This window comes from Sphingomonas sp. CCH10-B3, from assembly GCF_001556185.1.
Classification (GTDB): Bacteria; Pseudomonadota; Alphaproteobacteria; order Sphingomonadales; family Sphingomonadaceae; genus Sphingomonas; species Sphingomonas aquatica.
This window is the reverse complement of sequence record NZ_LSIJ01000014.1, coordinates 1-13,713: the sequence shown is the minus strand read 5'-3', so window position 1 is coordinate 13,713 and position 13,713 is coordinate 1. Positions and strand designations below refer to the sequence as shown.

The window sequence follows — 13,713 nt, the reverse complement described above, 5'->3', positions numbered from 1 at the left end:
TCGCCCGCACCATGGACCAGCCAAACTACATCAGCCCAGCAGGCTATGCCGTCCTGCGCGCCGAATATGACCAGCTGCTTGGCGAAGAACGGCCGCGCATTGTCGATGTCGTGTCCTGGGCGGCGGGCAATGGCGACCGGTCGGAAAATGGCGACTATATCTATGGTCGCAAACGGCTGCGCGAAATCGACCGGCGCTTGGGGTGGCTGGCACGGCGCATGAAAGCGGCCAAGGTGATCGATCCGGCGCAGGCACCCGACAAGGGGCGCATCTGGTTCGGGGCGACGGTGACGATTGCCGACGCCGACGACAATCAGCGCGTGCTGACCTTGCTCGGCGATGACGAAGCCGATGCGGGCGTCGGCAAGGTCGGCTGGAGCGCACCGATCGCCCGGGCGCTGCGCGGCGCGTCGGTCGGCGACACGCGGCGCGTTACTCTGCCCGGTGGGGTATGCGATTATGAAGTGCTCGCAATAACCTATCCGGATTGATCCGCTTGCGCCCAAGCGAGTCAGTGCTGCGGCGGGCTGCGCGCGACCGGGCCGCCGATCCACGCGCGCGATGCTAAGCTGTTGAGCGACCGGCATTGTGCGCCGGTCGGGTAGCGTGGGGTGAACGGCGATGCGCCGGGTATTTGTGAGCGGCAAGGTGCAGCATGTCGGCTATCGCGACTGGATCGTGCGCCGGGCCGGGGAATTACGGCTGTCGGGCTGGGTCCGCAATCTGAACGACGGTCGCGTCGAAATTCTCGTCGCGGGCGATGACGACGCCACCGACGCGCTGATCGACGCCGCCCGCCAGGGCCCGCCCCGCGCGCGCGTCGACCATGTCGAAGCGCACGCCGCCGACGAACGCCAGCCGAAGGGATTTACCAAGCGGTTTACGGCGTGAGCAGCGACAGAAGCCGTTGCCCAGGACAGGTGCCAGATCAGACCGGCGGATGTTGCAGGATTTAATCGTTTCAACGATTTGAGGCCTCATGGGTCGCAACCGATAGACCTTGCATTTTTCTGATCCGACTGTTTACCCCTTGTTGAACGAGAGGGGAGCGGATGAAACATCTGATTAGCCTGATTGATGGAACTTCTGTGTCTGCTGCAACGGGAGGCACGAGAGCACCTTTTTCCAATGTCTTCCAGATCAACTGCCTGATCGATCAGTCCGATTCAGAGCCGGGAAGTTCGGAGGCTGCTGCGCAAATCGTGTTCTACTCTTCTGGGATTGCCTCACTGCCCGACGAGGCATCGGCCTTCGATGCAATGACTGGCAATACGATCAAGTCTCAGATCATCGAGCAGTACATCAACATTTGCAGCAACTTTGATTTTGAGAGTCGCGCTGATAAAATTTACCTTTTTGGCTATTCGAGGGGCGCTATGGCGGCTCGAGCGCTGGCCGGACTGATTTCTGAATTTGGGCTGTTACTGCCTCAGCAAATGCATGAGTTACCCGCTATCATCGATGCGTGGGAACAGGGCCTCGGCGACCAAGACATCGCTGAGGACATCAGAATAAAATCAGTCGACATTGAATTTGTGGGCCTTTTTGACTCGGTCATGGGCGGCATTCCCGAAATTGGCGTGTTCAATCCCATAAAGTTTAAGAACCACACTTTGCCACGTAGTTGTAAAGTGGCGATACATCTACTTGCGATCGACGAAGACCGTTCTTTGTTTGCTCCGGTCTTTTGGGATGCAAAAACAACGGATCAGCAAGTGCTACGGCAAATCTGGATGCCGGGCACCCATGGCGACGTTGGCGGTTCGGGCGCTAGAATTTGGGGCGTCACAGCGCTGACGACCATGGTCCATTACATCGAGACATATACGTCGCTGCGGATTTTCCAAGAAGAATTGTCGGACCAATATGCCATGGCAAGGCAGCAAATTGGTGGAAGCGGGCTCGTCATCTCACAAGTCTCCAGTGAACTACTGAAGATGATGCGTGGGTCACAGGCTGCGCGTACCTTTCAAAAAATCGGCGGCGCCCGGGCCAAGTCGGCCCATCATTTCTACCACCCGATCTGCGCTCGACTTCACGGTCGTGCCGTCAGGTACAAAGGGCACGACAACTGGCGATTTTGGAAGAGAGACGTTTTCGATAAATACGAGTGGAGCAAGCTCGAATCCGCTGATGATCTGTTAGAGGTAACAGATAGGATCTTTTCAGTAAGACGACGAAAAAAAGCATCTAACGCGTCAGCTTCTTATACGCCAGCCGCGTAGGCCGATCCGCCGCATCGCCCAGCCTGCGCCGCTTGTCCTCTTCATACGACTCGAAGTTCCCCTCGAACCACTCAACGTGGCTGTTCCCTTCGAACGCAAGGATATGCGTCGCCAACCGATCGAGAAAGAAGCGGTCGTGGCTGATCACCACCGCGCAGCCGGCGAAGCTCTCCAAAGCCTCTTCCAGCGCACGCAGCGTTTCGACGTCGAGGTCGTTGGTCGGTTCGTCGAGCAGCAGCACGTTGCCGCCCTCCTTCAGCATCTTCGCCATGTGGACGCGGTTGCGTTCGCCGCCTGAAAGCTGGCCGACTTTCTTCTGCTGGTCCTGCCCCTTGAAGTTGAACGCGCCGACATAGGCGCGCGTGCCGAGTTCCTGCTTGCCGAAGCGGAACACGTCGAGCCCGTCCGAAATCTCTTCCCAGACATTCTTGTTGGGATCGAGATCATCGCGGCTCTGGTCGACATAGCCGAGCTTCACGGTCTGGCCGATTTCGATCGTGCCGGAATCGGGCTGTTCCTGCCCGGTGATGAGCTTGAACAGCGTCGATTTGCCCGCGCCGTTTGGCCCGATAACGCCGACGATGCCGCCCGGCGGCAGCGTGAAGTTCAGATTTTCGAACAGCAGCTTGTCGCCATAGGCCTTGGTCAGGCCCTGCGCCTCGATCACCTTGCCGCCCAGCCGCTCGGGGATCTGGATGAGGATCTGGGCCTTGCCGACGCTGCGGTTTTCCTGCGCCGCCACCAGTTCGTCGAACGCCTTGATACGCGCCTTCGACTTGGTCTGGCGCGCCTTGGGCGTCTGCCGGATCCAGGCGAGCTCGTCCTGGATCGCCTTCTGCCGACCAGCTTCCTCGCGCTCTTCCTGCTCCAGCCGCTTGGCCTTCTTTTCGAGATAGCCCGAATAGTTGCTCTCGTAGGTGTAATAGCGCCCGCGATCGAGCTCGAGCACCCAGTTGACGACATTGTCGAGGAAATAGCGGTCGTGGGTGACGAGAATGACGTTGCCGGCATATTCCTTCAGGTAGTTTTCGAGCCAGGCGACGCTTTCGGCATCGAGGTGGTTGGTCGGTTCGTCGAGCAGCAGGATGTCGGGCTTTTCGAGCAGCAGTTTGCACAGAGCCACGCGACGTCTTTCGCCGCCCGACAGATTGTCGACCGAGGCATCGCCCGGCGGGCAGCGCAGTGCTTCCATCGCCTGTTCGAGCTGGCTGTCGAGGCTCCAACCGTCGGCCGCGTCGATCTTGGCCTGAAGGTCGCCCATTTCCTCCATCAGCGCGTCGAAATCGGTGTCGTCCTGCGGGTCGCCCATTTCAGCGGAGATGGCGTTGAAACGCTCGACCATCGCCGCAATCGGCCCGGCGCCGTCGCGGACGTTGCCGATCACGTCCTTGCTCGGGTCGAGCTGCGGTTCCTGCGGCAGATAGCCGACCTTGACTCCCTCGGCTGGCCAGGCTTCGCCAGTGAAATCCTTGTCGATGCCGCCCATGATCTTCATGAGCGTCGATTTGCCCGAACCGTTGGGGCCGATAATCGCGATCTTGGCGCTCGGCAGGAATTGCAGATGGATGTTGTTGAGCACCGGCTTGGCGGCGCCCGGAAAGGTCTTGGTCAAGCCCTTCATCACATAGGTATATTGAACGGCCATGGCCGACGATCTCCGTCGCTTGCGTCTTGGGGAATTTCGGTCGCGGACATAGCCGCGCCCCTGCCGCTTGGCAACGCGGCGCGGCGGGGTCAGGCGCGGGTGATGCTGATCCGGCTGCGGTCGTGAGCCGCGTCGATGGTGATGAGATCGCCGGCCTGCGTCTCGACGGGATCGTCGAAGCGGTGAAAGCGCAGCCCCCAGTTCGACCACGCCCCATTGGGCGGATTTTCGTAGCTGATCCCCGGGGCGAGGTCGAGCCGCAGCCATTGCACGACGCCATCGATGCGCCCGCCGCCCGATTGCATCATTCGCGTCCCGCGCTCGGGTGGTTGCCGCGATGGCATGGCGAGATCGAAGGCGAACAGGTCGATCGGCTCGCTGCGCAACTGCACATCCGGGTCGTCGGCCTTGATGCTGATCACCGGTGGTCTCAACCGATTGAACGGCGCGAGATCGAAGCCGTCGAGATGGTCGAGCGCAGCGCGCAAGGGACTGTGATCGGTCGCGAGCGCCACGCAGACGGTTGCCCGTGCGGGAATGACGACGGGATCGGGCACACATAGCGCGCGCAGGGCATGTTCATGCGAGGGCAGCACACCTTCGCTCAACACATTGTCGGCTATGATTTCGGAAATGAGAATGTCGGCGCGGCCGCCGATATCGGCTTCGGTCAGCCGGGTCGAATGGCGATTGAACAGCGTGATCTGCCGGTTCATGCCATTGGCGACCAGCACGCCCCGCGCGGCCTGCGCGACGAGCCGGTTGGCTTCGCACGTCACCACATGCGCGGCGCCTGCCCGCACGGCGTGCATCGCCAGGATGCCGCTGCCCGTCCCGATCTCGAGCACCCGCGCCCCCGGCCGTGCGGCGAGCGCGCGGGCAATGGCATCGGCATAGGCGCGATTGCGCGGCAGGTCGCTCAGGATCGAAAAATGCCAGCCGGGGATCTGGCGCAGCATCAGGCTGCGTGCCCGCGCCGCGACATTGGCATCGGCGCCGGCGATGATCTCCTCGCACAAGTCGATCATTTCATCGAAGCGCTGCGCCTCCAGCATCATCTCCGCGATGCGCAGCAACGCCAGCGGGTCCCCCTTTGATTTCGCACGGAGCTGGTCGATGTATTTCAGGGGATCGATCATCAAGCGCCTTTTTGTCGCAGCGCCTGCCGACCGCAACCGTCCGCGCCTTGGCACAGGCAAAGGATCGCACCAAGCGATTGCATCCTGACGCGACCGGGCTAGGCTGGCGTCATGACCCTGCGCCCCCTGCTGGCGGCCGCTGCCGCCCTCGCCCTGCCCTTTGCACCGCAGCCCGCCGCCGCGCAGCGTGCCGCGCCGCCGCCGTCGCCCGTTCTTGATCCTCAGGTCGCGGTGCTGCGCGATGCCGCACTGAAGGACGAGGTCGCCTATGACATCGTCGAAGGACTGACCACCGAAGTCGGCCCGCGCATGGCTGGCACCGAGGCCGAAGCGCGTGCGCGCACCTGGGGCCTCGCCAAGCTGAAGGCGCTGGGCTTCAAGAATGTGCGTGTCGAAACCACGATGATGCGCACCTGGGTGCGCGGCGTCGAGACCGCCGAAGTCGTCAGCCCCTTCCCGCAAAAGCTGCGGCTGACGGCGCTTGGCGGATCGGGCGCGACACCGCCCGAGGGCATCACTGCCGAAATCGTCTATTTCCCCAGCTTCGCCGATCTCCAGCGCGCGCCCGACGGCAGCCTCAAGGGCAAGATCGCCTTCGTCTCCAACGCGATGGTCGCGACGCAGGACGGGTCGAGCTATGGCACGTTCGGTGCGGCGCGTTTCGTCGGCCCCAATCTGGCGGCCAAGAAGGGTGCGGTCGCGATGGTGATCCGCTCGATCGGCAGCGATCACGGACGCGGGCCGCACACCGGCCAGACGAACTTCGAAAAGGGCGTGACGCCGATTCCGGCGGCGGCACTCTCGACCTCCGACGCCGACAATCTCAGCCGCATGGTCAAGCGTGGCAAGCCGATTACGCTCCACCTCACGCTGACTCCGCGCGATCTGGGCATGACCGAGACGGGTAACGTCATTGGCGAAGTGCCCGGCACCGATCCCGCGGCCGGCATCATCGTCGTCGGCGGGCATCTCGACAGCTGGGATCTTGGCACCGGCGCAATTGACGACGGCGCAGGGATTGCGATCACCGCCGCCGCCGCCAAGCGGTTGCTCGACGGCCCCGCGCCGCGCCGGACGATCCGGGTGGTGTGGTTCGGCGATGAGGAAACCGGCGGCGCCGGAGCGGAAGCCTATTTCAACGCGCACAAGGGCGAGCATCATGTCCTTGCCGCCGAAGCCGATTTCGGCGCCGACCGGGCATGGCGCGTTGCCTTCAAGCTACCGCCCGCAGCGAATGCCATCGCCGACCGGGTCTATGCCGCGCTCGCGCCGCTCGGCATCGTGCGCTCGCGCGATGCCGCAGGCGGCGGCGCCGATATCGGGCCGCTGGTGCGTGCGGGCGTGCCGGTGATCGACATCAATCAAACGGGCACGCGCTATTTCGACTATCACCATACGCCTGAGGATACGCTCGAGCGCATCGATCCCGTACAGCTTGCACAAAATGTCGCGGCATGGACGGCCATGCTGGCCGTCGTCGCCAACGCGCCCGAGGAGCTCGCGCCTGCTCCGGCAAAATAAGCGATTGATCCGGAACAAAAGCGGCAAGCGCCGGTTTGACGTTGAGCTTGGCGGCAGCCGGACTTTGAGCGCATGCGTCGCCCCGGGTCATGCAGGCCGATAGCGCTATCGTAAGGGAGCAGAATATGAAGAAGTTCGTCATCGCCGCCACTGCCGCCATCGGCCTAATCGGTCTGTCCGCCTGCAATCGCTCGCCCGAAGGCGCCGCGATCGAAAACAGCGCCGACGCGATGGCCGACAATATGGAAATGAAGGCCGACAACATGGACGCGATGGCCGACAGCTCGTCGAACGCGATGGCCGCCGACATGATGGAAAACAAGGCCGACGCGATGGAAGCCAAGGCTGACAATGTTCGCGATCAGGGCGATGCCATGGCCGACAATGCCGACGCCATGGCCGCGAACCGCGCCGACAAGAAGTAATCGCTTCGACGCTTGACCGCCGTCGTTGGGGGGCGTTTCCGACACCGGAAGCGCCCCTTTCGCGTTGCCCGGCAGATCGACGGTCGTCAGGACTCGTTCGGCAGCCAGAGCGTGGCGCGCAGCCCCGGCGCATTGTCGCCGATCACCAGCCGACCGCCGTGGGCAACGGCGATGGCCGACACCAGATTGAGCCCGAGGCCGTGGCCGCCGCGCGTGCGGCTTGCCTCCAGCCGGACAAAGCGCTGGACGACCCGCTCGCGATCGGCTTCGGGCACGCCGGGGCCATCATCGGCGACGACCAGTTCAACACCGTCGGGCGCACGATCGGCAATCAGCATGATGGCGGTGCCGACCGGCGTGTGGCGTTGGGCATTGTCGAGCAGGTTGATCAGCGCCTGCGCGATCAACTGGCGATCGCCGCGGACCGTCAGCCCTGGCTGAACGCGCTGCGTCAGCGTGCGACCGCCATCTGTCACGGCGGGGGCAAAGCTTTCCGACAGATCCTCGACCAGCGACGAGACGTTGATCGTCCCGAAGCTGCGCGCCAATGACCCGCCCTCCACTTCCGAGATGCGCAGGATCGCGCTGAACAGCCGCAGCAATTCGTCGCTCTGGCGCAGGGCTCGGTCGAGCGCTTCGCGCTGCTGCACGGGGTCGGGCGCGCCATTCTGCGCAAGCTCGATCTCCACACGCAGCCGGGCGAGCGGCGTGCGCAAATCATGCGCGACATCGCTCGAAATCTGGCGAAGATTCTCGAGCAGCATCGTAATCCGGTCGAGCATCGCGTTGAGCGCGCCGCCCAGCCGATCGAATTCGTCGCCGCGCGCGCTGAGCGGCACGCGCCGATCGATATTGCCGCCTGCGATCTCGAGCGCTGTTGCAACCATCGCCTCGAGCCGTCGCTGGAGGTAGCCGCCGAGCATCAGCGCGCCAACCGCGCCAACGATGATCGCGATCGCGAAGGCGACAAGACACAGCGTCAGAATCGTGCGATCGACCTGCTCGATCGCATGATTATCAAGCGCAACCGCCAGCCGCAGCCCCGGTGCGACATCGGTGGACAGCAGCCGTGCGGGGACGATCGCACCATCGCTGTCGCGCACCGCAATCTGGTGCTGGCCCATTGCCGGGGGGCGGATCGGCAGTGTTCCGGCAATGCGCGTGCCGCGAACGTCGAACAGCGCGTAGCTGAAGCTGTTGCTGCCGCCGCCCGCTTCGCGCGCGTTGATCGACCGGATGAGATGATCCAGTCCTTCGCGACGATATTCGTCGCTCAGTTCCAGGGCTTCGACACGAATGCCTTCGTCCTGCTGGCGGCTGATTTCGGAATCGGCGGCGAAATACACGGCAATGCCAAGCGCGGCGATCGTCAGCGCATAGACCGTCGCATAGAGCAAGGCCATCCGATACGCCGCGCTGGCGCGCCAGCTAAGCTTCTTGCGATGCGGCATCGTCAGTGCGCGACCGACGCGCAGGCAATCCTACTCATCGGTCCGCATGCGATAGCCGACTCCGCGCAAGGTCTGGATCGGATCGCTGTCGAAGCCTTCGTTGATCTTCGACCGCAATCGGCTGAGATGGCTCTCGACGATGTTGGTCTGCGGGTCGAAGTGGAAGCCCCAGACCATTTCGAGGAACATCGTCCGCGTGACGACCTTGCCCGCATGGCGCAGCAATTGTTCGAGCAGCGCAAATTCGCGGGGCTGCAGGTGGATTTCGCGCCCGTCGCGGCGCACTTCGCGCTTGATGAGATCCATCTCGATACCGGCAACCGCCAGCCGGGTCGGCGAATCGCTGATCGGCGGGCGCCGCATGAGCGCCGCCAGCCGTGCCGCGAGTTCGGGGAATGCGAACGGCTTGACGAGGTAATCGTCCGCCCCCGCTTCCAGCCCCGCGACCCGGTCCATGATGCCGCCAAGCGCCGTCAGCATCAGCACGGGGGTGCTGATCCCTGCCGCCCGCCAACGCTGGACGACTTCGGTTCCCTCCAGCCCGGGCAGCATCCGGTCGATCACCGCAACGTCGAACGGCTCGCCGCCACCCAGCCGCAAGGCCGCGTCGCCGGTTTCAACCCGCACGACATGATGGCCCAGCTCGACTAATCCCTGATCGACGAGCCGGGCGGTATCGTCATCATCTTCGGCCAACAGCACACGCATATCGCGTTGTTACATCAGCTTCGGACGACTTCCCAACATTTAATCCCAATGTAGATGAACGGCATGTTTTCGCGTGCGATGTCGTCCGCGGCTCGCCACCGCTGCGTCTCAGGCAAGACGCAGCGGCCGCGCGCATGCACCTCAAACAAAATCCGCAACAGTGAGCGATGCCGGCGGGGTGACGAGCTGGATCACATAATCCTGACCCGCCTGATAGCCGGCAACGCCATTGGCATCGACCACCAGGAAGGTTTGGCCCGCAAGATCGCCGCCATCGGCCTGGAACAGCACCGCATGGTTCGCCGCGAGCTGCCCCGCCCCGATCACGGACGTCAGGTTGGCGTCGAAGCTCGCGGTCGAGAGCGCCCCCGCCCCCACCGTCGCATCGACGCCCGTGACCGCAAAGTTGAAGTCGAACCGGTCGGCGCCCGACACGAAGCCCGTGACCCGGTCGTAAGTCGCCCCCGTCGACTGACTGACCGCATCATAGACGAAGGTGTCGGCCCCGACGCCGCCGTTCAGCACATCCGCGCCGCCACCGCCGAAGATCCGGTCATTGCCGGCACCGGTCGTGATCGTTTCGTTGCCGCTGCCGCCGGTGATGATCAGATTGCCGTCGGTCTCCGCCGTCGCATCGAGCGTAAAGCCGGTTTCGACCGCCAGCCCGAACACCGTGAAGGTCTGGCCCGCGCCGACCAGATCATCGGCCAGCGTGATGTTGTAATTGGCCAGATCGCCCGTTACCCCGCGCAGCAACGCCAGCACTTCGACATTCTGGAGCTGTGTGCTGCTGATCGTCGCGGTGTAATTGCCGTCGAGCGCGACCTGGTCGTTAGTCCCCGCACCGCCATTGATAAAATCGCTCGCGCCGAACCGGTTGGGGCCGAAGTAGAAGCCGTCATTGCCGGCACCACCAGTCAGATTGTCGACGCCAAGCCCGCCATAGATGCGGAAGGTCCCGTTCGTTTCGGCCGAGCCATTGAAGGTGAGGTTATTGCCCGCGCCCAAATTGGTGCCGAAGATCACCAGTTCCTTGCCCGCTGCGACATTGGCGTCGATCGTGGTGATGTTGTAGCCGAACCCGGCACCCGGCAGGACCGCGATCACTTCGACATCATTGGTCGAGTTGGTCCCCAGCGTCAGCCCGCCATAATTGCCCTGCAGGCCGATCTGGTCGTTATTGCCCCCGCCGCCCTGGACATTGTCATTGGCATCGAACGTCGCGCCGAAGAAGAAGGCGTCGTTGCCGTCGCCGCCCAACGCCGTGTCGTTGCCGCCCTGGCTAAGGTCGATGAAGTCGTCGGTGGGCCTGCCGTTGACCGTGTCATCGCCGTTGCCGCCACCGAGTTGATCGTCGGGACTGTCGACGCCGTTGATTGTCACCGTCACTGTCGCCGTGCCGCCGCCCGTCAGCCCATAAGTGAAGCTGTCGGTGGTGCTGGTGTTGGTCGCCCCGGTTGCTGCCGCCGTTGCGGCGCCGATCAGCCCGGCGAACCGCCCGTTCGGGTTGTAGCTGATCGTGCCATCGGCATTGAGCGTCGCGGTTGCGCCGGAAGCGAGCGTGATCGCCACCCCGACCGTCGCCGCCGCGCCATTGATGGTGGCGACGCTCAGCGGATCATTTTCCGCATCGCTATCGTTGGCGAGCACGCTGATCGCGACAGTCGCATTCTCGTCGACGGTATTCGTCGGATCGTTCGCGGCGACCGCAGGATCGTTGACCGGCGTGACGTTGAAGGTGAGCGTGTTGGGGCTTGCGTCGAGATTGACCCCGCCGTTCGCGGTGCCGCCATTGTCCTGCACCTGGAAGGTGAAGCTCGCATAGCCATTGCCGTTCGCATTAGCTGCGGGCGTGAACACCAGTTGCGGCAGGCTCGCGACCGGGATCGACTGGCCCGCCGTAACGGCCGCGCCATTCAGCCTCAGGCTGCCCGCGCCCGGCAGTGTTGTGATGACCACCGCCGTAAAGCTGTTGCCGTCGACATCACTGAACCCGAAGTCGGCCGCCGCCAGCGTGCGCGGTGTGTCCTCCATAATTGTCAGCGTCGCATCGGTGCCCGACGGGGCGTCGCTGACCGCCGTGATGGTGATCGGCACGCTCGCGCTCGCCTGCAGCGCACCGCCCGCGCCGGTGTTGCCGCCGTCGTCAACGCTGACCGAGAAGGTCGTGCCAGCAGGTGGCATATCGGTGTTCGCCGTGAAGCTGATCGCACTGGTCGCGTCGCTGGCGAGCAGTGCATTGAGCTGCGCCAGCGTGCCGCTCACCACCAACGATCCAGTGCCATTGCCGCTGACGATCGTCGCGCCGCTGGTCCCGGTGGTCACGTTGAGCACACCGTATCCGACGCTGAGCGTCGCGGTGAGCACGCCGGTGCCCGCATCGACATCGGCGATGACAACGCCGCCCTTCAGGCTGAGCGCCACCTGCTCGGTCGCCTGAAAGGCAGGCGGCCCGAATACCTGCGCCCTGACGTCGATGTCGCTGGTATTGCTGCCGCCCCCCGCGCTGGCGTCTGCCCACGTCACCACAAAGCCGCCGCTCGGCAGCGCGGTGACCTGCGGGTTGCCTTGGTCACCGGCGGTGGTGCTATTGACCAGAATTTCACTGCCCACCCGCGCGCCGCTCACGCCGAACACTTGCGCCTTGACGGCTGCAAAGTTCGTGTCGCCACCCGCGCCGCCGACGCCGAGGCTGTTGTCCACCCAAGTCACCACAAAGCCGCCGCTCGACAGCGCGGTGATCTGCGGGGTGTCCTGATTATTGGCGGTGGCGGTGTTGACCAGGATTTCACTGCCCACTGGCGTGCCATTGGCCGCGAACACCTGCGCCTTGGCAGCGGTGCTGCTCGTGTCGCCGCCCGCGCCCCCGACGCCGAGGCTACCATCGGCCCACGTCACCACAAAGCCGCCGTTCGCCAGCGCGGTGATTTGCGGATTGTCCTGACTATTGGTGGTGGCGGTGTTGACGAGTATCTCACCGCCAACCGGCGCGCCGCCTGCTGCGTACACCTGCGCCTTGATGGCATAGTTGCTCGCATCGCCGCCCGCGCCACCGGCTCCTGCACTGAAGTCATTCCACGTCACGACAAAGCCGCCATTCGACAGTGCGGTGATTTCGGGGAATGCCTGATCACTCGCGATAGCCGTGTTCACCAGAATCTCGCCGCCCACAGGCGCGCCGCCAACCGTGAACACCTGCGCCTTGACCGCAGCACCACTTGTATCGCCGCCGGCGCCGCCGGCACCGCCGCTTTCGTCATTCCACGTGACCACGAAGCCGCCGTTCGACAGCGCCGTAATCTGCGAGCTGCTCTGACTGCCCATCGTGGCGGCGTTGACCAGAATTTCGCTGCCCACCGGCGCGCCGCTGGCCCCGAACACCTGCGCCTTGACCGCAGCGCCGCTCGTGTCGCCGCCGGCGCCGCCGACGCCCTCGCTGAGGTCCGTCCACGTTACCACAAAGCCGCCGTTCGACAGCGCGGCAATTTGCGGCACGCCCTGAAAACCGGCGGTGGCGGTGTTGACCAGAATTTCGCTGCCAACCGGCGCGCCGCCTGCCGCAAAAACCTGAGCCCTGACTGCAGAGCTGCTGCCGTCGCCGCCCCCGTTACCGCCGCCGCTCCCGTCCAGCCACGTCACCACGAAACCGCCGTTCGACAGCGCGGTGATCTGCTGCGCGAACTGATCGCCCGCGGTGGCGGTGTTGACCCGGATTTCGCTGCCCAATGGCGTGAACGCCCCGCCGCCCGGCACGATCGTTACCGTCGGTGCGTCATTGACCGGCGTCACATCGAAGCTGAGCGTATTCGGGCTCTGGTCGAGATCGACGCCACCACCCATAGTGCCGCCATTGTCCTGCACCTGAAAGGTGAAGCTCGCATAGCCATTGCCGTTCGCATTGGCGGCAGGGGTGAACACCAGTTGTGGCAGGTTCGCGACCGGAATCGACTGGCCGGCGGTGACTGCCACGCCATTCAGCGTCAGGCTGCCCGCGGCCGGCAAGGTCGTGATCGTCACCGCCGCGAAGCTGTCGCCGTCGATATCGCTGAACCCGAAATCCGCCGCCGTCAGCGTGCGCGGCGTGTCCTCCAGAATCGTCAGCGTGGCGTTGGCGCCTGCGGGTGCCTGATGCACATCGTCATTGGTGATCGTCACCGTCGCCTGCGTGTTGCCCAGGATCAGCCCGCTGGTCGGATTGGTGATGTTGACGAAGAAGGTCTCATTGCCTTCGAACAGCGTGTCGCCATTGATGGCGAAGTCGATGCCAAAGGTCAGGACATTGCCAGCGACCGGCACGGTGCCCGCCAAGCCGACATAATCGACGCCTTCGGTTGCGGTCCCGTTCGCGGTCGCCAGATCGAACGAGAAGGCGCCCAGCCCGCCGGTCCGGGTGAAGGCCACCCGCGCGAAGCTCTGACCCGAATCGCCTTCAACGATCGTTACCCCGGCAATGCTCAACGTGCCCGCGACATCGTCGTTGGTGATGGTCGCGGTCGCCGCCCCGGTGCCGATCACGGCACCGGTCGGATTCGACAGCGCAACGGTGAAGGTCTCGTCGCCCTCGACCAGGTAATCGCCGACGACGCTGAACGGAATCGT

The 13,713-nt window shown here is 64.0% G+C and carries 10 protein-coding genes; 5 read left to right on the top strand and 5 right to left on the bottom strand.

Annotated features, from left to right (window positions below):
• Positions 1 to 11: 11 nt before the first annotated feature.
• The 3 genes from AX672_RS03935 to AX672_RS03925 all read left to right on the top strand — a co-directional run bounded on the left by AX672_RS03935 (position 12) and on the right by AX672_RS03925 (position 2,225).
• Entirely contained in the window at positions 12 to 491 is a 480-nt protein-coding gene (locus tag AX672_RS03935) for a GreA/GreB family elongation factor (RefSeq protein ID WP_066648572.1), read from the top strand.
• A gap of 130 nt (positions 492 to 621) precedes the next feature.
• Positions 622 to 891 (top strand): acylphosphatase, encoded by a 270-nt coding sequence (locus tag AX672_RS03930; RefSeq protein ID WP_066648569.1) that lies wholly within the window; start codon positions 622 to 624, stop codon positions 889 to 891.
• A gap of 161 nt (positions 892 to 1,052) precedes the next feature.
• A complete protein-coding gene (locus tag AX672_RS03925; protein WP_082730361.1) occupies positions 1,053 to 2,225 on the top strand; it encodes a T6SS phospholipase effector Tle1-like catalytic domain-containing protein in 1,173 nt (390 codons plus the stop codon).
• Here the strand turns inward: AX672_RS03925 and ettA are convergent.
• Complete coding sequence (gene ettA, locus AX672_RS03920) at positions 2,191 to 3,870, bottom strand: energy-dependent translational throttle protein EttA (RefSeq protein ID WP_066648564.1); 1,680 nt, start codon at positions 3,868 to 3,870, stop codon at positions 2,191 to 2,193. The two genes, AX672_RS03925 and ettA, sit on opposite strands and share 35 nt — an antisense overlap.
• 89 nt (positions 3,871 to 3,959) lie before the next feature.
• Positions 3,960 to 5,009 carry a 50S ribosomal protein L11 methyltransferase gene (locus AX672_RS03915; protein ID WP_066648562.1) on the bottom strand — a complete coding sequence of 350 codons (1,050 nt, stop codon included), beginning with the start codon at positions 5,007 to 5,009 and terminating at the stop codon, positions 3,960 to 3,962.
• Between the two features lie 111 nt (positions 5,010 to 5,120).
• Between AX672_RS03915 and AX672_RS03910 the strand changes: the two genes are divergently transcribed.
• Positions 5,121 to 6,530: a M20/M25/M40 family metallo-hydrolase gene (locus AX672_RS03910; RefSeq protein WP_066648559.1), complete on the top strand. Its 1,410-nt coding sequence runs from the start codon at positions 5,121 to 5,123 to the stop codon at positions 6,528 to 6,530.
• A gap of 125 nt (positions 6,531 to 6,655) precedes the next feature.
• A complete protein-coding gene (locus AX672_RS03905; protein ID WP_066648556.1) occupies positions 6,656 to 6,955 on the top strand; it encodes a hypothetical protein in 300 nt (99 codons plus the stop codon).
• An 86-nt stretch (positions 6,956 to 7,041) separates the two neighbouring features.
• Here the strand turns inward: AX672_RS03905 and AX672_RS03900 are convergent, their stop codons facing one another.
• From AX672_RS03900 to AX672_RS03890, 3 genes are all read right to left on the bottom strand, one after another.
• Positions 7,042 to 8,406 (bottom strand): HAMP domain-containing sensor histidine kinase, encoded by a 1,365-nt coding sequence (locus AX672_RS03900; protein ID WP_066648553.1) that lies wholly within the window; start codon positions 8,404 to 8,406, stop codon positions 7,042 to 7,044.
• Positions 8,407 to 8,436: 30 nt separating this feature from the next.
• Entirely contained in the window at positions 8,437 to 9,114 is a 678-nt protein-coding gene (locus tag AX672_RS03895; protein ID WP_066648550.1) for a response regulator transcription factor, read from the bottom strand.
• 141 nt (positions 9,115 to 9,255) lie between these two features.
• A partial coding sequence (locus tag AX672_RS03890) for a beta strand repeat-containing protein (RefSeq protein WP_231731146.1) occupies positions 9,256 to 13,713 on the bottom strand: 4,458 nt, incomplete at its 5' end.